Consider the following 24851-nt stretch of genomic DNA (forward strand, 5'->3'; position numbering starts at 1 on the left):
AGGGGATCGGTTCCATCGGTTACTTCATCACTATTGGTCACCCCATCGCCATCGCAATCAGTTGAATTCCAATCGTCAGAAGGATCAACAGTCTGGCTCGCCAGTACAAAGTCGCAGGCATCGAGTGGGTCCGTATGATCGGTTAGTTCGTCACCGTTGGTTACGCCGTCACCGTCACAATCTTCAACCAGGTAATCCCCGCTTTGATCAAGGGTTACACTGTCCGGGTTATAGGAACATGGATCCAAAGGATCGGTTTCATCGGTAACTTCATCACTATTGGTAACCCCATCACCATCGCAATCAGCTGCATTCCAGTCGGCTGAAGGGTCTACGGTCTGACTGGCAAGGATAAAATCACATGGATCATTCGGATCGGTTCCATCATCGTCTTCGTCATCATCTGTTACTCCATCCCCGTCAGAATCCCCGTCATTATCGGGATCCAGATAGTCTGGAGTACCATCATCATCGGTATCATCATCTGTGGGGTCTCCATTTTCATTGTCATCTTCATCCGGAGTATCAATACCATCTCCATCATCATCAAGATCACGGTAATTTACATCATCTGTCCCGTCAGTATCAGGAAGGTCATTGGCCGGATCATTTATTTCGTCATTTACATCAAATCCGTCATTGACATTGGAACCTTCATAACCGTCATCCAGACCATCTCCATCCGAATCATTCCCAGTAAAGGTCTGATCGGGGATACCGTCAAAATTAAAATCATTCCCTTCATTATTATCAGGAACAGTATCATTGTCTGTATCGAGGTCCCTGAAATCAACCTCATCGGTCCCGTCGGTGTTTTGGGGAGTAATCCCATTATTCTCGTAAGCATCGTCGAGGCCGTCATTGTCTGCATCCATCCCGGTAGGTGGCACATAGCCGGCTGTCGTCTGAGCTTCTACATTATCAGGAATTCCATCGTTGTCAGAATCGATATCCCTGTAATCGGGATTGTTGTCACCATCTGTATTAACAGGGTCTAATCCTTCCCCAGCCCCGGGAGCACTTTCATAATGATCATCCAGGCCATTGCCATCGCTATCATTGTTACATACCGGTATAAATCCGGAGGTAGTCTGAGCTTCCAAGTTGTCTATAATCCCATCATTATCGGAATCGATGTCGATATAATCCGGAATATCGTCCCCATCTGTGTCAACAGGAGTAAGGCCGCATGGATCGGGTATTTCAGGACATGGTCCCAATGTATCACCATGATCGAGGTGAGCCTGTACTGCTGATGGTGCTACAGTGATCTCGTGATACCCGTTGCGTGGGTTGTTCGGACTTTTATCTTCTTTATGACAGAGGGTAACCTTGTCTTTACCTTTGTACTTAGCCTCTTTACTATTGTAATTACAGACTCCGTCTCCGTTGTTGTCGTCATCCTCATCATCCTCATCATCATCATCATCATCATCGTCATCATCATCGTCATCATCATCGTCCTCATCGTCACCTTCATCATTACAGGCATATATGTCATCAAGACCGTCACCATTGGCATCAATTCCCGAAGGAGCCAGGTAGCCTGCGTCTGTCTGAGCCTCTATATTATCAGGAATCCCGTCATTATCCGAATCGATGTCAAGAGAGTTAGGAATTCCATCACCATCCGTATCAGTTTCTTCACCTTCAACGGTATCGAGGATACCATCGTTGTCATCATCGATATCATCTTTGTCCTTTACACCATCCCCATCGGTGTCCTTACCCTTGGAAAGCTCCAAAGTATCAGCGATCGGATCTATACTTCCATAGGAATCCGGAGAATGTATTAACAGGAAAAAGGAAATTAAAAAAGTGACAAAAAGAGTCTTTTGTCCCTTATAAAAAGTAATGTTCTCCATATAGGCTAGCTTTGTTTATCTCAAGCACCATAACGGGGGATAAATTACTTTAGGTAAGATTTTGGGAATCTATATAGTAGCATGCAATATATGGCATATAAGAAGATCATCAAATTGTTTCCAGCCTTTCTTTTATTACTATCTTTTATTGACCTGAATAATCGATAAACTGAATTTAATACAGTTTTTTCCTACAGTTTATATCCCTGAATTATTTCCAACCCCCATACAGTTTCCATCCCTTTATCGAAGTTTTCTGCAGCTCATCCTTTTTACCTTTTATTTGGTCTGATTTTCAAATTTCAAAAACAAAACTGAACCATTCCTCCTATAAGTCCGCCATACTGATCTCATCCAGATAAAATCCATTACTTTTGCAAAAATTTTTTTTGTGAATTTTAAACAGGAAATAGCAAAACGGCGAACATTTGGTATCATCTCCCACCCTGATGCGGGAAAGACCACCCTTACCGAAAAATTACTCTTATTCGGGGGAGCCATCCAGGAGGCCGGAGCAGTTAAAAATAACAAGATAAAAAAGTCGGCTACCAGCGACTTTATGGAGATTGAAAGACAAAGGGGAATTTCCGTTGCCACTTCTGTTCTTGCATTTCTATACAGGGACAAAAAGATCAATATTCTCGACACCCCAGGACACAAGGATTTTGCAGAGGATACTTTCAGAACTTTAACGGCAGTAGACAGTGTAATTGTCGTAATTGATGTTGCCAAAGGAGTGGAAGAACAGACCGAAAAACTGGTGGAAGTCTGCAGGATGAGGAAAATTCCTATGATCGTTTTTATCAATAAACTCGACCGGGAAGGAAAAGATGCATTTGATCTTCTTGACGAGGTGGAACAGAAATTAGGCCTTGTTGTTAGCCCTTTGAGTTTTCCCATTGGCATGGGATACGATTTTAAAGGTATCTACAACATCTACGAGAAAAACATCAACCTATTTAGCGGGGACAGTAAAAAAAATATTGAAGAGACCATCGCTTTTGACGACCTAAGTAATCCGGATCTCGATAAAATAATTGGGGACTCCTCAGCCAATGCCCTCAGGGAAAATCTCGAGCTCATAGAAGGTGTTTATCCCCCTTTTAACAAGGAAGCCTATCTGGCAGGAAATCAGCAACCTGTTTTCTTCGGTTCGGCACTGAATAATTTTGGAGTTCGGGAATTGCTTGATTGTTTTATAGAGATCGCCCCGCCCCCCAGGGATAAAATGGCTGAAGAACGCCTGGTAAAGGCCGATGAGAAACAAATGACCGGCTTTGTATTTAAGATACACGCCAATATGGACCCAAAACACAGGGATCGTCTCGCATTTGTAAAAGTAGTCTCCGGGACTTTTGAGCGCAATAAACCCTACCTGCACGTCAGGCAGGACAAGAAGCTTAAATTCTCCAGTCCCAATGCTTTTTTTGCTGAGAAAAAAGAGATTGTAGACACCTCATTTCCAGGGGATATTGTTGGCCTTCACGATACCGGGAACTTTAAGATCGGCGACACCCTAACAGAAGGGGAAAGCATAAATTACAAAGGAATACCCAGTTTTTCCCCAGAACATTTCAGATATATCAACAATGCCGACCCAATGAAGGCGAAGCAGTTGTACAAAGGGATCGACCAGCTTATGGATGAAGGGGTAGCCCAGTTGTTTACCCTTGAACTCAATGGAAGAAAGGTGATCGGTACAGTGGGAGCTCTGCAGTATGAGGTTATTCAGTATCGTCTCGAGCACGAATACGGCGCCAAATGCACCTATGAGAATTTCCCGGTACACAAAGCCTGTTGGGTAGAACCCGAGGACCCAAGCAGTGAAGAATTCAGGGAATTTAAAAGGGTAAAGCAAAAATTCCTGGCTACTGATAAACGAGGGCAGCTGGTATTCCTGGCTGATTCGGCATTTTCATTGCAAATGACTCAACAGAAATACTCTAAGGTGAAATTGCATTTTACGTCTGAATTCGCATAAAATACAGTATAAATTAGGCAAAAAAAATCCGGAACATATTCCGGATTTTTTGTTTTATGCCTCCCCAGTTGGCCCGAAATTCAACGGGATAGGAGGTTGTTCATAGTCCTTAATGGTTCCATGTGCGTTTTCAAACCTACTAACATTGTCACTCAGCGCCTTGAGGAATTTCTTGGCGTGCTGAGGAGTGAGTACGATCCTGCTCTTTACCTTGGCTTTGGGAGCCCCCGGCATCAGACTGATAAAATCTATAACAAACTCGGACACGGAATGATTGATGATAGCCAGGTTTGAATACACCCCTTCGGCCATTTTTTCATCCAGTTCTATATTGATTTGTTTTTGCTTTTTGTCTTTTTCGGCCATGGCCTGATATTTTAGAGTTAAACAAAAAACCCCCAACCTGAAGGTTGAGGGTTTTGGTATTAGAATTTTAATTCTTCCTTGCGGGCCATGATCTCATCGTACTCCTGTTTGGAGCCCACGATGATAGATTCATAATCTCGCATTCCTGTACCGGCGGGTATTTTATGCCCAACAATAACATTTTCCTTCAGGCCTTCAAGATCATCAACCTTACCGCTTACCGCTGCCTCGTTTAATACTTTGGTCGTTTCCTGGAAGGATGCGGCCGAAATAAACGATTTAGTTTGCAGTGATGCCCTGGTAATACCCTGGAGAACCGGTGTAGCAGTCGCTGCAACGGCATCTCTGGCAGTAACCAGATTTTTATCTGAGCGTTTCAGGATAGAATTCTCGTCTCTTAAATCACGTGCAGAAATAATCTGCCCGGGTTTAAGGTTTTCAGATTCTCCGGCATCTTCAACAACTTTTTTGCCGTAGATCTCGTCGTTCTCCCTAATGAAATCGTCCTTGTGGACTAATTGATTTTCAAGGAATATTGTATCTCCCGGATCCTCAATACGCACTTTACGCATCATCTGGCGAACAACCACTTCAAAGTGCTTGTCATTGATCTTCACCCCTTGCAGACGATATACCTCCTGTACCTCATTTACAAGATACTGCTGAACAGCAGAAGGACCTTTTATGGCCAGGATGTCTTCAGGCGTGATAGAACCATCAGACAATGGCATTCCTGCCCTCACATAGTCATTTTCCTGTACAAGGATCTGGTTCGAAAGTTTGACAAGGTATTTCTTCTGTTCGCCCAACTTTGATTCAATGATGATCTCTCGGTTTCCTCTTTTGATTTTACCAAAGGAAACAACCCCGTCAATTTCTGAAACTACAGCTGGATTAGAAGGATTACGCGCTTCGAATAATTCAGTTACTCTTGGCAGACCTCCTGTAATGTCTCCTGCTTTTGCAGATTTACGTGGTATTTTCACCAGAATCTTACCTTCCTTAATCTTATCTCCGTCATCAACCATGATGTGAGAACCTACAGGTAAATTGTAGGAACGCAGCACTTCATCTTTGGTATTTTTGATCAGCAGCGTTGGAATAAGCTTTTTATTCCTCGATTCTGAAATTACTTTCTCCTGGAATCCGGTTTGCTCATCAATTTCCACCTGGTAAGTTACTCCCTGCTCTATATTTTCATAGGCAATTTTACCCGGGAATTCAGAAACAATAACACCGTTATATGGATCCCACTGACAGATCAACTGACCTTTTTTCAGTTTCGCTCCGTTCTTGATAAATATCTGAGATCCGTAAGGAATGTTATTGGTACTCAGCGTAATTCCTGTTTTACCATCTACAATCTTTACCTCAGAGGTTCTGGAGATCACAATATCTACAGGCTTACCTTCACTGTTCTCGCCTTTTACGATACGCAGGTCCTCAATTTCAGCCTTGCCGTCGAATTTGGCTTCCAGCTTATTGTCTTCCGAAATGTTACCGGCAATGCCTCCAACGTGGAAGGTACGCAGCGTAAGCTGTGTTCCCGGTTCCCCGATTGACTGTGCAGCCACAACACCAACCGCTTCACCTCGCTGTACCATTTTATTGGTCGCCAGGTTTCTTCCGTAGCATTTCGCACAGATTCCTTTCTGAGCTTCGCATGTAAGTGCTGATCTCACTTCAACCCTTTCAATTGGAGAAGCTTCAATTTTTCTTACATCGGCCTCCATGATCTGTTGTCCTGCCTTGAGAAGAAGTTCTTCTGTCAGCGGGTCATATACATCGTGTAAGGCAACCCGGCCAAGAATCCTTTCTCCCAGGGTTTCCACCACCTCTTCATTCTTCTTAAGCGCTTCAACTTCAATACCTCTCAGTGTATCGCAATCTTCAATATTGACGATTACATCCTGAGAAACATCAACGAGTCGTCGCGTAAGGTAACCAGCATCTGCTGTTTTTAGGGCGGTATCTGCCAATCCTTTACGTGCACCGTGAGTGGATATAAAGTATTCCAGAATAGAAAGTCCCTCTTTAAAGTTAGAAAGAATCGGGTTTTCGATAATCTCTCCTCCTCCTGCTGTGGATTTCTTTGGTTTTGCCATCAATCCCCTCATTCCGGTAAGCTGTCTGATCTGTTCTTTAGACCCCCTTGCTCCGGAATCGAGCATCATATACACAGAGTTGAATCCCTGCTGGTCTTCCCGAATCCTCTTCATAGCCAACTCTGTAAGCATGGCGTTTGTGGAGGTCCATACATCGATCACCTGATTATAGCGTTCGTTGTTGGTGATCAGACCCATATTATAATTCATCATAATGCCATCAACCTGTTGGTTGGCATCATCGATCATTTCGTGTTTTTCTTGTGGGATAATGATATCCCCGAGGCTAAAGGACAAGCCACCTTTAAAGGCAAACTCGTATCCCATTGTCTTGATTTTGTCAAGGAAATCAGCTGTTGTTGGCACATCAGTTACAGAAAGTATCTTTCCGATAATATCCCTCAGCGATTTTTTGTTCAGTACATCATTGACATAACCAGCTTGTTCAGGTACTACCATATTAAATAGAACCCTTCCTACTGTTGTCTGTATGATCTGATTAACCAGCTCTCCTTCTTCATTAAAATCCTTCGCCCTTACTTTAATACCAGCGTTGAGTTCAACCCTGCCCTCATTAAAGGCAATCACTACCTCTTCATAAGAGTAAAAAGTAAGTCCTTCTCCCTTAACCGGCCTTTCCTTGGTCGACTTCCTTTCTTTGGTCATATAGTACAATCCGAGTACCATATCCTGAGAAGGAACCGTAATAGGTGAACCGTTTGCGGGATTAAGTATGTTGTGCGAGGCTAGCATCAACAGTTGTGATTCCAGGATTGCTTCAGGGCCTAACGGAAGGTGAACTGCCATCTGATCCCCGTCAAAATCTGCGTTAAATGCAGTACATACCAGGGGATGCAGGCGAATAGCCTTTCCTTCGATCAATTTTGGCTGAAAGGCCTGAATTCCCAATCTGTGTAGCGTGGGGGCCCTGTTGAGTAATACAGGATGTCCTTTAAGAACATTTTCAAGTATATCCCAAACTACCGGCTCTTTCTTATCGATGATCTTTTTGGCTGATTTTACAGTCTTAACGATCCCTCTTTCAATCAGTTTCCTGATTACAAATGGCTTGTAAAGCTCTGCAGCCATATCTTTCGGCAAACCGCACTCATACAAACTCATTTCAGGACCTACTACGATCACTGAACGAGCAGAATAATCAACACGTTTTCCCAGGAGGTTCTGACGGAACCTACCTTGTTTCCCTTTAAGGGAATCGGAAAGAGACTTTAATGGTCGGTTCGACTCGGTTTTAACAGCCGATGCTTTTCTTGTATTATCAAAAAGGGAGTCAACAGCTTCCTGAAGCATCCTTTTCTCATTTCTGAGGATGACTTCGGGGGCTTTGATTTCCATCAATCGCTTTAAACGGTTATTTCTGATGATCACCCTTCTGTACAGATCATTAAGGTCAGAAGTGGCAAATCGACCACCATCAAGTGGTACTAATGGCCTCAGTTCTGGTGGGATCACAGGAACTACCTTCATAATCATCCATTCAGGCCTGTTCTCCCGGTTATCCTGAGATTCACGTAAAGCCTCCACTACCTGAAGTCGCTTCAGGGCTTCCGTCTTACGCTGCTTCGAGGTTTCCGTATTGGCCTTGTGTCTCAGATTATAGGAAAGCTCTTTAAGGTCGATCCTCGACAACAAATCAATCAAACATTCAGCACCCATTTTAGCAATAAACTTATTGGGGTCAGAATCTTCCAGGTATTGATTTTCCGGTGGAATCGATTCCATGATGTTCAGATATTCCTCTTCTGTGAGGAAATCGAGCATCTTCAGTTCTTCTCCTTCCGGTCCTTGTGCAATTCCGGGCTGAATAACTACATAGCGCTCGTAGTAAATGATCATATCGAGCTTCTTGGAGGGCAAGCCCAGCAAGTAACCTATTTTGTTGGGAAGGGAACGGAAATACCAGATATGGGCAACAGGAACCACCAGATTGATGTGTCCTACCCGGTCTCTACGTACTTTTTTCTCAGTTACCTCAACCCCACAACGATCACATACGATGCCGCGGTATCGGATCCTTTTGTACTTTCCACAAGCACACTCGTAATCTTTTACCGGCCCAAAGATGCGCTCACAGAACAAACCATCCCTTTCAGGCTTGTGTGTTCTGTAGTTAATTGTTTCAGGTTTGAGGACTTCACCTCTCGACTCCGCCAGAATGGATTCCGGAGATGCCAGGCCAATGGAAATCTTGTTAAACCTCTTTACTGCTGTGTTATCGTGATGTCTAGCCATAATGCTATTAGTGATACTAAATTAAATGTGTAACAGGTACTCTAATTATTCTTCCAATCTGATATCCAAGCCCAAACCTTTAAGTTCGTGCATCAATACGTTGAAAGATTCTGGTAATCCAGGTTCCGGCATGGTTTCGCCTTTTACGATCGACTCGTAAGTTTTGGCCCTTCCGATAACGTCATCCGACTTTACAGTAAGGATTTCCCTTAATGTTGCCGACGCGCCATATGCCTGCAGTGCCCAAACTTCCATCTCTCCAAATCGCTGTCCACCAAACTGGGCTTTTCCTCCCAGGGGTTGCTGCGTTATCAAAGAATACGGTCCTATGGAACGTGCGTGCATCTTATCATCGACCATATGTCCTAATTTCAGCATGTAGATCACACCTACAGTTGCTGCCTGGTCGAATCGTTCACCGGTTCCTCCATCGTACAGATAGGTATGCCCGAATTGAGGAACACCTGCTTCTTCTGTCAGATTATCGATCTGTTCAATGGTGGCCCCATCAAAGATCGGAGTGGCAAATTTCTTGTCTAATTTCTGACCTGCCCATCCGAGAACTGTTTCGTAAATCTGCCCGATATTCATCCTCGAAGGTACTCCCAGAGGGTTTAATACGATATCTACGGGCGTTCCGTCTTCAAGGAAAGGCATGTCTTCCTGGCGAACAATACGGGCAACAATACCTTTGTTTCCGTGTCGTCCTGCCATCTTATCCCCTACCTTCAGTTTTCTCTTCTTGGCGATATATACCTTAGCCAGTTTCATGATCCCAGCAGGAAGTTCATCCCCGACAGAAATAGTAAACTTATCTCTTCTGAGATTCCCCTGCAGATCGTTTAACTTGATCTTATAATTGTGCAGAAGATCAGCTACCATCGCATTGGTTGCCTTGTCTGTTGTCCAGCTTCCGCTAACCAGGTGGGCGAAATCATCCACAGCGTTCAGCATCTTCATGGTGTATTTCTTACCCTTAGGTAATACTTCTTCCCCCAGATCATTGGCAACCCCCTGAGAGGTTTTTCCATTGATCATTTTAAAAAGTTTTTCCACCAGAACATCTTTCAGCTCCTGAAATTTTACTTCATATTCAAGTTCCAGCGCGTTGATCGCTTCCTTGTCTTCAGATCGCTTTCGCTTATCCTTGATCGACCTGGAGAATAATTTCTTGTCGATTACCACACCCCTCAATGAAGGAGATGCTTTTAAGGAGGCGTCTTTTACATCTCCGGCTTTATCCCCGAAAATTGCCCTGAGCAGTTTCTCTTCCGGAGTTGGATCTGATTCTCCCTTAGGAGTAATCTTCCCGATTAGAATGTCTCCCGGTTTTACCTCGGCCCCAATACGAATCATTCCGTATTCATCAAGGTCCTTGGTTGCTTCTTCTGAAACGTTGGGAATATCATTGGTAAGCTCTTCAGCTCCCAGCTTAGTGTCCCTAACTTCCAGAGAATATTCATCGATATGGATGGAGGTGAAAATATCTTCACGGACCACCTTTTCTGAGATTACTATAGCATCCTCAAAATTGTATCCTTTCCATGGCATAAAGGCCACTTTCAAGTTTCTACCTAGGGCCAGTTCTCCACTTTCGGTGGCATAACCCTCACAGAGAACCTGACCTTTCTTAACCTTGTCACCTTTCTTAACGATCGGCTTAAGGTTGATACTGGTTCCCTGGTTGGTTTTCCTGAACTTAACCAACTCGTAGGTCTTTGAATCGTCCTCAAAACTCACCATACGTTCCTCTTCGGATCTGCTGTATTTGATGGTGATCTTCTTGGAATCTACATACTCAATTACTCCGTCTCCCTCAGCATTGATCAATACTCTTGAATCTGAAGCCACCTGTCTTTCTAGTCCGGTCCCAACAATAGGCGACTGGGGTTTTAAGAGAGGTACAGCCTGACGCATCATGTTTGATCCCATCAACGCCCTGTTGGCATCATCGTGTTCCAGAAAAGGAATAAGAGAAGCCGAAATAGAGGCAATCTGATTAGGTGCAACGTCTGTATAGTTTACTTCTGAAGGATCTACTACGGGGAAATCTCCTTCTTCACGGGCAATGACCTTTTCACGATCAATGGTTCCGTCTTTCTTCAGAGGGATATTCGCCTGAGAGATCTTCATTCCTTCTTCTTCTTCCGCACTGAGGTAGATAAATTCTTTGGTATCAACTTTTCCTTTAACAACCTTACGATAAGGAGTTTCCAGGAAGCCCATTGAATTGACTTTTGCAAAAACAGACAGAGAAGAAATAAGTCCGATATTAGGTCCTTCCGGCGTTTCAATAGGACAAAGTCGGCCGTAATGAGTATAATGAACGTCCCTTACCTCAAAACCGGCTCTTTCCCTTGATAAACCACCTGGCCCTAGTGCAGACAACCTCCTTTTGTGCGTAATTTCCGCGAGGGGGTTCGTCTGGTCCATAAACTGTGAGAGCTGATTCGTCCCAAAGAAAGAATTGATCACAGAAGAGAGTGTCTTCGCGTTAATCAGATCGATCGGGGTAAATACTTCATTATCCCTTACGTTCATCCTTTCACGGATTGTTCTTGCCATACGGGCAAGACCAACACCGAACTGAGAAGAAAGTTGTTCCCCAACTGTCCTTACCCTTCGGTTAGAAAGGTGATCGATATCATCAATCTCTGCCTTGGAATTAATCAATTCAATAAGATACTTGATGATGGTGATGATATCCTCTTTAGTAAGGACCTGTTTGTCCATCCCGATATCAAGTCCCAGTTTTTTATTCATCCGGTACCTTCCTACTTCACCCAGGTTGTATCTCTGATCAGAGAAGAACAACTTGTCGATAATACCTCTGGCTGTTTCTTCATCCGGCGGTTCAGCATTTCTCAACTGGCGGTAGATGTGTTCAACCGCTTCTTTTTCAGAGTTGGTAGGGTCTTTTTGCAGGGTATTGTGAATAATGGCATAATCACTCTGCGCATTATTCTCCTTGTGCAATAAAATCGTTTTTACATCAGCGTCAATGATCTGCTGAATATGATCTTTTTCCAGTACAGTATCCCTGTCGAGGACGATCTCGTTTCTTTCAATAGAAACAACCTCCCCAGTATCTTCATCCACGAAATCTTCATGCCAGGTATTGAGAACTCTGGCAGCGAGTTTTCTGCCCAATACCTTGGTAAGGCCAGTTTTGGAAACTTTTACCTCCTCAGATAGGTCGAAGATCTCAAGGATATCCTTATCTCTTTCGAAACCAATAGCCCTGAATAAAGTGGTTACTGGTAATTTTTTCTTTCGGTCGATATAAGCGTACATAACGCTGTTGATATCGGTCGCGAATTCAATCCAGGATCCTTTAAATGGGATTACCCGGGCAGAGTATAATTTAGTTCCGTTTGCGTGGAACGACTGTCCGAAGAAAACTCCCGGAGAACGGTGCAGCTGAGAAACTACAACACGCTCGGCTCCATTGATCACAAAAGTTCCACTGGGGGTCATGTAAGGAATCGTTCCCAGGTATACATCCTGTACAATGGTTTCAAAATCCTCATGTTCGGGATCTGTACAGTAGAGTTTTAGCCTTGCCTTCAGTGGCACGCTATAGGTGAGACCCCGCTCAATACACTCCTGGATGGAGTAACGTGGCGGATCTATGAAATAATCAAGGAACTCCAGCACAAACTGGTTCCTCGTATCGGTGATGGGAAAGTTTTCCATGAAGGTGTTGTACAAGCCTTCATTGCCCCTTTCGTCAGATTTTGTTTCAAGCTGAAAAAAATCTTGAAATGACTTAATCTGAATGTCCAAGAAATCCGGATAATCCGGTATGTTCTTAGCGGATGCGAAACTTATTCTTTCAGTTTGTTTTGTGAACATCTATGGACAAAATTTTGAACGTGAATACTATAATGGGTTGTATACGACTTCGTATACTATCTATAAAAGGGTTTAGGTCTAGCCACCCAGAGGGCGGAAAGACCTAAACCAAAACCATATGGTCGTCGCAATTATTTAAGCTCAACTTCTGCTCCTGCTTCTTCCAAAGATTTTTTGATGCCTTCAGCTTCGTCTTTAGACACAGCTTCTTTAACGGCTTTTGGTGCGCTGTCAACAATGTCTTTAGCATCTTTCAGTCCAAGACCAGTTAATTCTTTCACCAATTTAACTACGGCGAGTTTAGATCCACCTGCAGCTGTAAGGATAACATCAAATTCTGTTTTCTCTTCTGCGGCTTCAGCTTCTCCACCTCCGGCAGCACCACCAGCAACAGCTACAGCTGCAGCAGCGGGCTCAATACCGTATTCTTCTTTTAGGATATCAGCTAATTCGTTCACTTCTTTTACAGTGAGATTAACCAATTGTTCTGCGAAATCTTTTAAATCTGCCATTTTTCTATCGTTTAATAAAATTTTAAAATTATGCTTGTTTTAGTGCGTACTGATTATTTTTCTGATAAGGTTTTCAGGATACCGGCCAGTTTGCCACCACCCGACTTAAGGCCGGAGATTACATTCTTAGCAGGAGACTGGAGCAATCCGATGATATCACCGATTACTTCTTCCTTCGATTTAATACCTACCAGGGTTTCCAACTTATCATCTCCTACAAAGATGGCCTCTTCAATAAAGGCACCTTTAAGTAAGGGTTTATCCGATTTTTTACGAAAGGTTTTGATAAGTTTTGCCGGGGCATTCCCGGTTTCGGAGAACATTAAAGAGGTATTGCCCGCAAGCACCTCCGGAAGTTCACCAAATTCTTTGTCAGAAGCCTCCATGGCTTTTGCCAATAAAGTGTTCTTCACCACTGACAACTTGATATTTGCCTTAAAGCAGGCTCTTCTCAAATCTGAAGTGGTCATAGCGTCCAAGCCCGAAATATCTGCCAGATAAATGGTAGTATTCTCGGCCAGTTGCGCAGTCAGATCTTTTATTACTATAGCTTTTTCTTCTCTTGTCATTACGTTACATTTTCAGAATTAAACCGCTTTTGGATCTAATTGTACACTGGGACTCATGGTACTTGACATGTAAATGCTTTTCATGTACACACCTTTGGCCGCTGTGGGCTTCATCTTATTCAGGGTATCTAAAAGTTCTTTGGCGTTGCCAGCGATCTTGTCAGCCGAAAAAGAAGCTTTTCCGATGGCCGCATGGACAATTCCAGTCTTATCTACCTTAAAATCGATTTTACCTGCTTTTACCTCAGAGACCGCTTTAGCGATATCCATGGTTACTGTTCCGGTCTTTGGATTGGGCATGAGTCCACGAGGTCCGAGAATTCTTCCCAGAGGTCCAAGTTTACCCATTACGCTTGGCATGGTGATGATCACATCAACATCGGTCCAACCGCCCTTGATCTTATCCAGATACTCATCTAATCCGACGAAATCTGCACCGGCTTCTGTAGCTTCCGCCTCTTTATCTGGAGTTACCAGTGCTAAAACTTTTACATCTTTTCCTGTTCCGTGTGGTAGGGTTACTACTCCACGAACCATCTGATTTGCTTTTCTGGGATCTACTCCCAAACGAACAGCCAGATCAACGGATGCGTCAAATTTAGTATTGGTAATTTCCTTTATAAGGGACGAAGCCTCTTCTATGGAATAGAGCTTATCTTTTTCAATTTTAGCCCTGGCTTCCTTTTGCTTCTTAGTTAACTTTGCCATATAAAAATGCTTTATAAGATTTTAAAAAGGTCTTTTACCTGCAACTTTGAGACCCATAGATCTCGCAGTACCGGCGACCATGCTCATTGCCGATTCAACAGTAAATGCATTTAAATCTACCATTTTGTCTTCTGCAATTGCCTTAACCTGATCCCAGGTAACGTTTCCTGATTTTACTCGGTTAGGTTCGCCAGATCCTTTTTTAATCTTAGCCGCTTCCATAAGTTGTACTGCCGCTGGCGGTGTCTTTACGACAAAGTCGAACGACTTGTCTTTATACACGGTGATAACCACAGGCAGGATCTTACCCTGCTTGTCCTGAGTTCTGGCATTAAATTGCTTACAGAACTCCATGATGTTAACGCCGGCAGCACCTAAAGCGGGTCCAACCGGTGGCGATGGATTCGCGACACCTCCCCTAACTTGTAGTTTAACTACTTTACTTACTTCTTTTGCCATTGTTTAAAATTAAATTTCAAACCGTGTTTAATTTGGAAGCAACACAGCTCTTATATATGTAACACTTGTATTAAACTTTTTCTACCTGCATATAGCTGAGTTCCAGAGGAGTCTTTCTCCCAAAAATCTTTACCATCACCTCCAGCTTTCTCTTTTCTTCATTGATACGTTCAACGGTTCCATTAAAGCCGTTGAATGGACCATCTATTACTTTTACGGTCTCACCTAAAACAAAAGGTATGGCTACACTGTCTGTATTTACAGCCAGTTCATCCACCTTACCAAGCATACGGTTTACTTCCGATTTCCTCAGCGGGACAGGATCACCACCTTTAGTTTCTCCTAAAAAGCCAATTACATTGGTAATAGACCTTATAATATGTACCATTTCTCCTCCCAGGTTGGCTTTGATCATAATGTATCCAGGAAAGTATACTCTCTCCTTGTTGATCTTTTTTCCATTCCTGATCTGAACAACTTTTTCTGTTGGTACAAGAACCTCTTCCAGATAGTCACCAAAACCGGCTCTTTCTACTTCAGATTCGATATAGCCTTTGATCTTGTTTTCCTGACCACTAACGGCTCTTACCACATACCATTTTTTCTCCAATACTTCAGACATAGAACCGATTAATTTAAGGTATCAAAATACAGTTGAATTAACTTGCTAAAAACCGTATCCACACCCCAGGTAGCCAAGGCGAATAAAATGGAAAATACAGCGACAATTACCATCAGGTTTGAAGACTCTGCCCTGGTGGGCAAAGTAACATTGTGCTTCAATTCTTCAAAAGATTCTTTAATATAGGTAATCATCTTGTACTTGTTTTTGGGTTGTGAAATTCTTCTTAGATAATTTTTCCAACCGTCTCTGTTTGTGCACGGGAGGAGAGACTCGAACTCCCGACACCTGGTTTTGGAGACCAGTGCTCTACCAACTGAGCTACACCCGTATTTATTTACATTGAAAGGCATCCCGCCGTAGCGGGATACCCTTAATTATATAAACTTTTACTTTTTAATCTAAAATTTTGGTGACCTGTCCGGCTCCTACAGTTCTACCTCCCTCACGGATAGCGAAACGCAGTCCGACGCTAAGGGCAATAGGCTGAAGAAGATCAACAGTAATGGTAAGGTTATCCCCAGGCATTACCATCTCAACACCACTAGGAAGATTAATAGTTCCAGTAACGTCGGTTGTTCTTACATAGAACTGTGGACGATAGTTGTTGTGAAATGGAGTGTGTCTTCCGCCTTCTTCTTTTTTAAGGATATAAACTTCCGCTTCAAATTTGGCATGTGGTGTAACCGATCCCGGCTTACAAATAACCATACCCCTTTTGATGTCAGACTTCTCAATACCTCTTAAAAGGATACCTACGTTATCACCAGCTTCTCCTCTGTCAAGGATTTTACGGAACATTTCAACCCCTGTAATTGTAGAAGTCAATTTTTCAGCTCCCATCCCGATGATATCTACTGGATCTCCTGTGTTAGCCACCCCGGTCTCAATTCTTCCGGTAGCAACTGTTCCACGTCCTGTGATAGTGAATACATCTTCAACTGGCATAAGGAATGGCTTGTCTACATCCCTTTCCGGCAATTCGATCCATGTATCAACAGCTTCCATCAACTCCATTACAGTATCTACCCATTTTTGCTCCCCGTTGAGGGCTCCAAGAGCAGAACCAGAAATTACAGGTCCGTTATCACCATCGTACTCGTAGAAAGAAAGCAATTCTCTTACTTCCATTTCAACAAGCTCTAACAATTCTTCATCATCCACCATGTCTACCTTATTAAGGAATACAACAATACGTGGAATTCCCACCTGACGTCCTAAAAGGATGTGCTCACGGGTTTGTGGCATCGGTCCGTCAGTTGCAGCAACAACTAGGATCGCTCCGTCCATCTGAGCAGCACCTGTAACCATGTTCTTTACATAGTCGGCGTGACCAGGACAATCTACGTGAGCATAGTGACGATTTGCAGTCTGATACTCAACGTGTGACGTATTGATCGTAATACCCCTTTCTTTTTCTTCAGGAGCATTATCAATAGAATCAAAACTTCTTACTTCAGACAATCCTGCGTTGGATAATACTGTAGTAATAGCTGCTGTCAATGTAGTTTTACCGTGATCTACGTGTCCAATAGTACCAATATTTAAGTGCGGTTTGGAACGATCAAAAGTTTCCTTTGCCATTTTTGTGAATTTTAATCTTAGTTTATATTAGTGTACAAATGTTTTTCTTCGCAGAGCCAACGACGGGAATTGAACCCGTGACCTCTTCCTTACCAAGGAAACGCTCTACCCCTGAGCTACGTCGGCATTTTGGGTGTTTAGTTTATGTTCAGGGACGTGACCACACCCTTGCAACCATCACCCCAAACAGCAAACGTTTACTCAAAGTTCTAGAGCGGGAGACCGGGTTCGAACCGGCGACATTCAGCTTGGAAGGCTGACGCTCTACCAACTGAGCTACTCCCGCATTAATTTTGGTATTCCAATATGTCAGGGGATTTCTCCCGAACGCTTTTTTCTCTTCTGCAATGCTCCGCAATTCAATGTGGCACTGCTCTCAGATAATTTTCGTGGGGAGAGCAGGATTCGAACCTGCGAAGACATAGTCAGCAGATTTACAGTCTGCCCTCGTTGGCCGCTTGAGTATCTCCCCTCTTTTTTATTCCTTTTTTAGAGCCGATAGAGGGACTCGAACCCACGACCTGCTGATTACAAATCAGCTGCTCTAGCCAGCTGAGCTACATCGGCTTTAAGCGCCTTTAAATGCATAAAAAAGTCCGCTATTTCTAACGGACTGCAAATGTAGATAATTTTTATTTTAAACAAAACTATTTTACAAAAATTTTAAAGCTGGGGAAACCCTCGGTTTTTGTTTCTTTTTCAATAGTTTCCTCTCAACGGAGCTACAGGCAGAATCAACTGCTTCTTCAAAGGTTTTACACTGTTTTTTTACGATAAAAGTGTCTCCGGGAATATGCACCTTGATTTCAACAATTTTGTTCTCCTTTTCACTTGTATTTTCAACTTTTAAATACACATCCGAATTGATGATCCTATCATAAAACAATTCGAGTTTGTCCAGGCGTTTCTGTATAAACTCTATCAATTTAATATCAGCATTGAAATTTACAGATTGCGTATTTACTTTCATACATTAAAAAATTTTGAGTTAAACAATGATGGAATTCTGTCACTTTTTATTCCTGGGGTGTGCCCTGGAATGAACTTTTTTAAGTTCGGCTATACTATTGTGTGTATAAACCTGTGTCGATGCCAAGCTGGAGTGCCCCAGCAATTCCTTAACCGAATTTAAGTCGGCTCCCTGATTGAGCATATGTGTGGCAAATGTGTGCCGAAGGATATGTGGGCTTTTTTTTACCTTACTTGACACCTTACTAAAATATCCATTTATAATTCTATAAACAAGTGTTTCGTAGACTTTCTTCCCCTTTGATGTTATAAACAGGTATTCAGACAGGGCTGAATTTTCAACCTCCTCCCTTGCTGTGAGATAGGCCTCAAAAAGACCTCTTGTACTTGCCAGCAGGGGAATAATTCGCTCTTTATTGCGCTTGCCCAGCACTTTGATATTTCCATTGGGGAGATCCAGGTCGGATAATCGGAGGTTTATCAGCTCAGATCGGCGAATTCCGGTTGCATAAAACAATTCTATGATCAATCTGTCCCTGATTCCCTCAAAATCATCTGTAAAAGGAAACTCGTTGAATAAGGTGGACATCTCGGCCTGAGAAAATGGAATTTCAATTTTTTTTGACGTTTTCAACGCCTTATGCCTGGCGAGGGGATTCGTCTGAATGGCACCTATTTTAAGTAGGAATTTGTAATAAGATTTTAGCGAAGTGATCTTTCTGTTCACACTTCGATTACTTAGTCCGCCTTCAACTAAGGAAACGATCCAGTTCCTGATGTCATTGTAATTAACTTCCTCAAGGGAGATCTCATTTGCTGAGGACTCCAAAAATAAACTACAGTCTTGTAGATCCCTCCTATAGGCCTTAAGGGTATGAGGGGAATAATTTTTCTCCTGAGCGAGGTAAGATATAAATGCATCCACAGCCATATATCAAAGATACAAAAGCCCCTTTTGAGATAAGGGCAAAAAAAAATCTCGCCTGAGCAAGATTTTTCTTTGAGTGTAATTTTTGAGTATTATATCTCTTCCTGGTCCCTAAGACCTTGAATGTATTGGGCCTTCTGGATCTGTTGTCTTCGTTCTACAGAAGGTTTGGTAAACTGCTGGCGCTTTCTCAATTGCCTCATCGTACCTGTCCTGTCAAACTTACGTTTAAAACGCTTTAGCGCTCTGTCTATATTTTCTCCTTCTTTAACTGGTATTATTAACATGGGCTACAACCTCCTTTCTTTAGGGATTCGGGACTGCAAAGATAAAACGAAAAATCGGTTAGAAACAAACTTATTTCAAAATATTCTTCGCGATGACCACTTTTTGGATTTCAGTAGTGCCTTCTCCGATGGTGCAGAGCTTGGAATCCCTGTAAAATTTCTCTACGGGAAAATCCTTTGTATAACCATACCCGCCATGGATCTGTACAGCTTCGTTTGCCACTTTTACACAAACCTCAGATGCGTACATCTTTGACATGGCACTCCACTTGGTCATTTTTCTGCCCTGGTTCTTTAAAAATGCGGCCTTGTGCAGTAACAATTCTGAAGCCTCAATCTCGGTAGCCATGTCTGCCAGTTTAAAGGAAATCCCCTGGAAGGAACTGATAGGTTTCCCGAACTGAATCCTCTCCTTGGAGTATTTCAGGGCTGCTTCGTACGCTCCTTTAGAGATGCCCAGGGAGAGTGCACCGATGGATATCCTGCCTCCGTCGAGAATTTTCATGGATTGAATGAACCCATCCCCCACTTCGCCAATTCTGTTTTCATCAGGAATTCGGCAATTGTCAAAAACGAGCTCAGCTGTTTCACTGGCGCGCATTCCCAGTTTATCTTCCTTTTTACCACTTGAGAAGCCTTTAGTACCTTTTTCAATGGCAAAGGCCGTCATCCCATGACTGTCTCCCTTCTCACCTGTGCGAGCAATTACTACTGCAATATCCCCGCTAATACCATGGGTAATAAAATTCTTTGCTCCGTTGAGAATCCAATCATCTCCATCTCTAACCGCTGTGGTGTTCATCCCTCCTGCATCTGAACCGGTATTGTGCTCGGTAAGACCCCAGGCTCCAATCCATTCTGCAGATGCTAGTCTGGGGATCCAGCGCTCCTTCTGCTCGGCATTCCCAAAAGTTAAAATATGATTAGTGCAAAGCGAATTATGAGCTGCGACAGACAATCCTATCGAAGGATCCACCTTGGAAATCTCTTCAATAATAGCGATATACTCGTGATATCCCAGGCCTGAACCCCCGAGTGTCTCTGGTACGAGAACCCCCATAAATCCCATTTTTCCGGCTTTCTTAAAAACTTCAACGGGAAATTCCTGAGACTCGTCCCATTGCATTACATAGGGTTTTATGTGCTGCTCAGCAAATTGCTTTGCGGACTCGGCAATCATACGTTGGGTTTCCGAATAGTCGAACCCAAATTCAGTCATTGTTCCTGTGATCATAATAGCAATTTTTACAGGGCCAAATATAGCTTAATTCTCTGAATCCTATCTGTTGGAAAATCTTCAATTTTTGTTAATTGTTCGATAGAGTCGTATCTCCCAAGTTCCTCACGATACGCTACTATCTTTCTGGCGATTTCCTGATTTAGATAGACCAGGCCCGTGAGTTCGTTCACCTGAGCTTGATTCAGGTTAATCTTCCGAATCTCAGGAGCATTAAAAACCTGAAACATTTTCATAGCTTTTTCCGCAACTTCCCTGTCGAGGCCATAAACATCAAGGAGTTGTTCGGTCACTATAAATCCCCCCAAACGATCACGGAATCTTATAATACGGGAAGACAGAACCGGTCCAATCCCTGAGATCTGCTGTAATTCTCTGGCCGTTGCAGAATTCAGGTCCCTGGGAATGCTGATCTGATCTGCCCCTGATCGGGTTTTATTTCTCTGTCTAAGTCTGGGAAACTTAAAATACGGTTCTACCTGCCCGAGTAGCTCCTTACTGATTTTGGTAACTGCCTGAAATTCTTCTGTGGTTCTGATGTACCGTCCTGTTTTTCGAAAGGCGTAAAGTCTGTCGAGTTCTTCCGGAGAGATGCCGAGGACATAGCCCCTGTAATCTGTAATAAAGTTTGGATTAAAGGGATTTAGTTTTAACCTTTCATTCTTTGCCGGAGATGCCTTAACGCTGTCGATAAATGCCTGTGCCAGTGTATCCACAGTAAAGTACGGCTCTTTCTCCCGAGTCGATTTTAAATTGACAAAATAAAATCCGGATTGCAAGGAGGCAATCAGGAAGAGTAAAAAGAAGATCCCTCGTTTTTCCTGCTTGCTGTACCGGAAATGGGATTTCATTTAACTATATCCTTTATTTTTTTAAAGCCTTAATGGCATCGAGGTATTTTGCCAGTTCATCCCTCACACTGGGAAACAGAAACATCAATCCCAGCATATTAGGGAATACAAGAGCCAGAATCATGGCATCGGAAAAGGCAAAGACAGCGCCCATTGAAGCAGACGCCCCGATAATGACAAATGCTATGAACAGCAATTTATAAGTTAAATCTGCAGTTCTACTGCGTCCGAATAAATATTTCCAGGATTGCAGGCCGTAATAAGACCAGGATATCATGGTTGAGATGGCAAATAAAACAACCGCAAGGGTAAGTACATACGGAAACCATGGGAGTACCGATTCGAATGCGAGAGACGTCAGTGTTACGCCCCCAAGGGATGCACCGTTAACGATTACATTTCCTGCCCCGTCGCCTCCATATTCAAATACTCCGCCACTGTTGTAAAAAATAATCACCAGGGCGGTCATCGTACAGATCACTACAGTATCTATAAAAGGTTCGAGAAGAGCAACAATACCTTCACTAGCGGGATATTTTGTCTTTACGGCTGAGTGGGCTATGGCCGCCGAACCTGCTCCTGCTTCGTTTGAAAAAACAGCTCGTCTGAAGCCAACGATCAACACCCCGAATAATCCACCCAGTCCGGCCTCAGGGGTAAAGGCTCCTTTAAAAATAAGGACAAAGGCGTCATCGATATATGAGAAATTGGCAAAGATTACGGCAAAGCACGCCAATGCGTAAATCACCGCCATAAATGGCACTACTTTTTCGGTCACTGCAGCAATTCGCTTGATTCCCCCAATGATTACAATCCCAACGATGATAGCCAGAATTACACCTATAATAAAACCAATCGATCCGCCCTGCAGACCCATCATGGCAGCCAGTTGCTCTGCAGCCTGGTTAGATTGCACGGCATTGCCACCTCCAAAGGAAGCGCCCACACACAGAACGGAAAATACCACGGCTAAGATCTTCCCAAGACGGACAAAACCTCTTTCCTTAAGTCCTCTGGACAAATAATACATCGGGCCACCGTAGACGGTTCCCGTTTCATCCACATCCCTGTATTTTACTCCCAGGGTACATTCAACAAATTTAGTACTCATACTTAGCAAGCCGCAAACGATCATCCAGAAAGTTGCCCCCGGTCCGCCAATGGCAATAGCCAGAGCGACACCTGCAATATTTCCCAGACCCACTGTCCCTGAAACTGCTGTGGCCAATGCCTGAAAATGACTTACTTCTCCCTGTTTGCTTTCATCTCTTATAGTATCGGGTAAATCCCCATCCACAATATTGACATTGGCTTTTTCAACACCGTGTCCATCTGGACCTTCTACATCGTCGAACTTCCCACGGACTACATTGATCGCGAGGGGAAATTTTCTAATATTGACAAAGCCAAAGTAAAGGGTAAAGAAGCCAGCACCAAGGACTAAAATTATCACGACCAGAGGAATGCCCGTACCGGGAACCTGCCAGAATACAATTGCTTCCCAAACTGCGGTGATAGGTTCAAACCATGCGTTGATGCGTTCATCGAGTCCCATTTCTGCTGTTTCCTGTGAAAAGCCGGATAAAGGAAATAGCACGGCAAGCAGGGCAACTAATATCTTCTTCATGATTTTTGCTTCTTGTAGAGTTGATTGTTTTTTAGTTTGGTCCAGTATTCCCGCAGATCTCCTTTTACTTCACCAGACATAATGTAAAGTCCGATAATGTTCGGGAATGACATGGCCAGAATCATCATATCTGAGAAGTCGAGAACAGCACCCAAACTCACTGAGGCACCTACTACAACAAACACAAGAAATAATATTTTATAAAGCATTTCGGAACGCTTGCTCTTTCCAAATAAATACGTCCATGCCCTCATCCCGTAATACGACCAGGAAATCATTGTTGAAAAAGCAAAGAGGAAAACCGCGATTCCAAGCACATAAGGAAACCAGGAAATGACACTGCCGAAAGCGTCCGAAGTAAGTTGTGCACCTGCCATACCCTCTACTTCGTGCATTCCGGTAAAAATAAGAACCAGGGCAGTAAGGGTACAAACAACTACTGTATCGATAAAGGGCTCTAAAAGAGCAACGAAACCTTCTGAGGGAGGGTTGTTTGTTTTGGCCGTACTATGCGCAATAGCCGCCGAACCTACTCCTGCCTCATTAGAGAATGCCGCCCGTTGAAAACCTACCACCAGCACCCCGATCACACCCCCTTTGAGGGCGCTGGGGCTAAAAGCTCCGTCTATGATGGCCGAGAAGGCCGGACCTATATTCTCAATATTCACAATGATTACAGCCAGGGCTGCAATGATGTAAATGGATGCCATAATTGGCACTACCTTTCCCGTTACCTTGGCTATACTTTGGATTCCCCCGATAATAACTACCCCAACCAGGATTGCTGTTATCACGCCAAACCAGAATCCGTTGCCTTCGAGCATTGAAAATTGTCCTGCCAGTTGTTCAAAAGACTGGTTAGCCTGAAACATGTTACCCCCGCCAAATGAAGCACCCACGGCAAGCACGGCAAACAAACCTGCCAGAACCTTTCCAAATCCTTTCATATTTCTTTTTTCAAGGCCATAACGCAAATAGTTCATCGGTCCGCCAAAAACGCGACCATCAGGAAGGATGTCACGGTATTTTACCCCAAGGGTACATTCCACGAACTTGGAAGACATACCGAGCAAGCCACAAACAATCATCCAGAAGGTTGCTCCCGCCCCGCCCAGTGATACGGCAACTGCCACACCGGCTATATTTCCTAATCCTACTGTCCCTGAAACCGCTGTAGCCAGGGCCTGGAAGTGAGTTACCTGCCCCGGTGCATCAGGATCATCGTATTTTCCTTTTGCAAGGCTGATAGAGTGTCTGAATCCCCGGATATTGATAAAGCCCATCCTGATGGTGAAGAATGTTGCTCCAAGGACCAGCCAGATCACAATAAAAGGTATATTCTTTGTTACTGGGTCACCGTTTGGATGTCTAATAATCTCAGGGGTATCGTATTCCACTTCGGCCAGATAATGAGCGCCTTGTTCAATGACATGTTCTTTATTATCTGAATTATAAATCACTTTCCCCTCGCCTACCAGGTATTTAAGTTTTCCATCAGCCAAAGAACTTACTGTATCCAAAGATCCATCCCTACTTGACACAAGGGCAATCTCCTGTCCTTTCACAACATGAGCACCCTCTTCCACTAACCATTGCTTCAATACAAAACGGTCGTCCACCGTGGCAGACCAGCCTGGAGTGGCAATGAGTTTGACATCGGCATAAACCACAGGATCATAAATGCCGGTGGCTTCAAAAGGATCCCAGAAGAGAACACTGCCAAGGGCACTAACTGCCGGAGCCATATTTCCATTGAAAATCTCCGTAATGGATTGAGTTTCTATAGTGTACTCGTTTGTAACTGAAATTCCAGAATTATCGCTTACAGTTACCGTGTAGGGCACCCCTTCAACGAGGCCGCTCGCAGTATTGGAGGTAAGGGGGGTTTGCTGGTTACTCCATTTATAAGTGTAAGGAGGCGTACCGCCTTCCACTTCTAATTGGATTACCCCGTCATTAATATTGTCGGATGGATTTATCGTCTTGCCTTTGACGTCCAGGTCTTGTGATACCATGGAAACACTGAAAAAGATCAGAATAAAGAAGGGAGATAACTTCATAAAGTGATATAGG

The 24851-nt window shown here is 43.5% G+C and carries 18 protein-coding genes, 5 tRNA genes and 1 pseudogene; 1 reads left to right on the plus strand and 23 read right to left on the minus strand.

Annotated features, from left to right (window positions below; translation table 11 throughout):
• A pseudogene (locus ACA086_RS12800) lies at positions 1 to 1865 on the minus strand (hypothetical protein); the annotation flags it as partial.
• A 391-nt stretch (positions 1866 to 2256) separates the two neighbouring features.
• Between ACA086_RS12800 and ACA086_RS12805 the strand changes: the two are divergent.
• Positions 2257 to 3846 (plus strand): peptide chain release factor 3, encoded by a 1590-nt coding sequence (locus ACA086_RS12805; RefSeq protein ID WP_371003740.1) that lies wholly within the window; start codon positions 2257 to 2259, stop codon positions 3844 to 3846.
• A gap of 54 nt (positions 3847 to 3900) precedes the next feature.
• Here ACA086_RS12805 and ACA086_RS12810 read toward each other — a convergent pair whose 3' ends face one another.
• From ACA086_RS12810 to ACA086_RS12915, 22 genes are all read right to left on the minus strand, one after another.
• A complete protein-coding gene (locus ACA086_RS12810) occupies positions 3901 to 4212 on the minus strand; it encodes a DUF3467 domain-containing protein (protein WP_369747229.1) in 312 nt (103 codons plus the stop codon).
• 59 nt (positions 4213 to 4271) lie between these two features.
• Positions 4272 to 8570 carry a DNA-directed RNA polymerase subunit beta' gene (gene rpoC / locus ACA086_RS12815; protein WP_371003741.1) on the minus strand — a complete coding sequence of 1433 codons (4299 nt, stop codon included), beginning with the start codon at positions 8568 to 8570 and terminating at the stop codon, positions 4272 to 4274.
• Between the two features lie 45 nt (positions 8571 to 8615).
• Positions 8616 to 12425, minus strand: a complete 3810-nt coding sequence (gene rpoB / locus ACA086_RS12820) for a DNA-directed RNA polymerase subunit beta (protein ID WP_371003742.1) — start codon at positions 12423 to 12425, stop codon at positions 8616 to 8618.
• Between the two features lie 131 nt (positions 12426 to 12556).
• Positions 12557 to 12958 (minus strand): 50S ribosomal protein L7/L12, encoded by a 402-nt coding sequence (gene rplL / locus ACA086_RS12825; protein ID WP_369747687.1) that lies wholly within the window; start codon positions 12956 to 12958, stop codon positions 12557 to 12559.
• A gap of 32 nt (positions 12959 to 12990) precedes the next feature.
• Entirely contained in the window at positions 12991 to 13506 is a 516-nt protein-coding gene (rplJ, locus tag ACA086_RS12830) for a 50S ribosomal protein L10 (RefSeq protein ID WP_369747226.1), read from the minus strand.
• A gap of 18 nt (positions 13507 to 13524) precedes the next feature.
• Entirely contained in the window at positions 13525 to 14214 is a 690-nt protein-coding gene (rplA, locus tag ACA086_RS12835) for a 50S ribosomal protein L1 (RefSeq protein WP_369747225.1), read from the minus strand.
• 21 nt (positions 14215 to 14235) lie between these two features.
• A complete protein-coding gene (rplK, locus tag ACA086_RS12840) occupies positions 14236 to 14673 on the minus strand; it encodes a 50S ribosomal protein L11 (protein ID WP_369747224.1) in 438 nt (145 codons plus the stop codon).
• Between the two features lie 70 nt (positions 14674 to 14743).
• On the minus strand, positions 14744 to 15295 hold the full coding sequence (gene nusG / locus ACA086_RS12845) for a transcription termination/antitermination protein NusG (protein WP_163691264.1): 552 nt from the start codon (positions 15293 to 15295) through the stop codon (positions 14744 to 14746).
• Between the two features lie 8 nt (positions 15296 to 15303).
• Positions 15304 to 15489, minus strand: a complete 186-nt coding sequence (secE, locus tag ACA086_RS12850) for a preprotein translocase subunit SecE (RefSeq protein ID WP_369747222.1) — start codon at positions 15487 to 15489, stop codon at positions 15304 to 15306.
• Between the two features lie 64 nt (positions 15490 to 15553).
• Positions 15554 to 15626, minus strand: a tRNA-Trp gene (locus tag ACA086_RS12855).
• A 65-nt stretch (positions 15627 to 15691) separates the two neighbouring features.
• Entirely contained in the window at positions 15692 to 16879 is a 1188-nt protein-coding gene (gene tuf, locus ACA086_RS12860) for an elongation factor Tu (RefSeq protein WP_369747221.1), read from the minus strand.
• Between the two features lie 54 nt (positions 16880 to 16933).
• Positions 16934 to 17005, minus strand: a tRNA-Thr gene (locus ACA086_RS12865).
• Between the two features lie 87 nt (positions 17006 to 17092).
• Positions 17093 to 17165 (minus strand) — tRNA-Gly (locus ACA086_RS12870).
• Positions 17166 to 17269: 104 nt separating this feature from the next.
• Positions 17270 to 17351, minus strand: a tRNA-Tyr gene (locus ACA086_RS12875).
• Between the two features lie 21 nt (positions 17352 to 17372).
• Positions 17373 to 17446, minus strand: a tRNA-Thr gene (locus ACA086_RS12880).
• A gap of 85 nt (positions 17447 to 17531) precedes the next feature.
• Positions 17532 to 17849, minus strand: a complete 318-nt coding sequence (gene hpf, locus ACA086_RS12885; protein ID WP_369747220.1) for a ribosome hibernation-promoting factor, HPF/YfiA family — start codon at positions 17847 to 17849, stop codon at positions 17532 to 17534.
• Between the two features lie 39 nt (positions 17850 to 17888).
• Positions 17889 to 18779 carry a tyrosine-type recombinase/integrase gene (locus ACA086_RS12890; protein WP_371003744.1) on the minus strand — a complete coding sequence of 297 codons (891 nt, stop codon included), beginning with the start codon at positions 18777 to 18779 and terminating at the stop codon, positions 17889 to 17891.
• A gap of 89 nt (positions 18780 to 18868) precedes the next feature.
• Positions 18869 to 19063: a 30S ribosomal protein S21 gene (gene rpsU / locus ACA086_RS12895; RefSeq protein WP_019671394.1), complete on the minus strand. Its 195-nt coding sequence runs from the start codon at positions 19061 to 19063 to the stop codon at positions 18869 to 18871.
• A 70-nt stretch (positions 19064 to 19133) separates the two neighbouring features.
• A complete protein-coding gene (locus ACA086_RS12900) occupies positions 19134 to 20297 on the minus strand; it encodes an acyl-CoA dehydrogenase family protein (protein WP_371003747.1) in 1164 nt (387 codons plus the stop codon).
• A gap of 11 nt (positions 20298 to 20308) precedes the next feature.
• Entirely contained in the window at positions 20309 to 21151 is an 843-nt protein-coding gene (locus tag ACA086_RS12905) for a ComEA family DNA-binding protein (protein WP_371003748.1), read from the minus strand.
• Positions 21152 to 21164: 13 nt separating this feature from the next.
• Positions 21165 to 22778 carry an alanine/glycine:cation symporter family protein gene (locus ACA086_RS12910; protein ID WP_371003750.1) on the minus strand — a complete coding sequence of 538 codons (1614 nt, stop codon included), beginning with the start codon at positions 22776 to 22778 and terminating at the stop codon, positions 21165 to 21167.
• The gene (locus ACA086_RS12915) at positions 22775 to 24838 is read right to left on the minus strand and encodes an amino acid carrier protein (protein WP_371003751.1); all 2064 of its coding nucleotides are present in this window, start codon (positions 24836 to 24838) and stop codon (positions 22775 to 22777) included. Before ACA086_RS12915 ends, ACA086_RS12910 begins: the two co-directional genes overlap by 4 nt.
• Positions 24839 to 24851: the final 13 nt, after the last annotated feature.

The sequence above is a fragment of the Muriicola sp. E247 genome, assembly GCF_041358175.1.
Taxonomy (GTDB): domain Bacteria; phylum Bacteroidota; class Bacteroidia; order Flavobacteriales; family Flavobacteriaceae; genus Muriicola.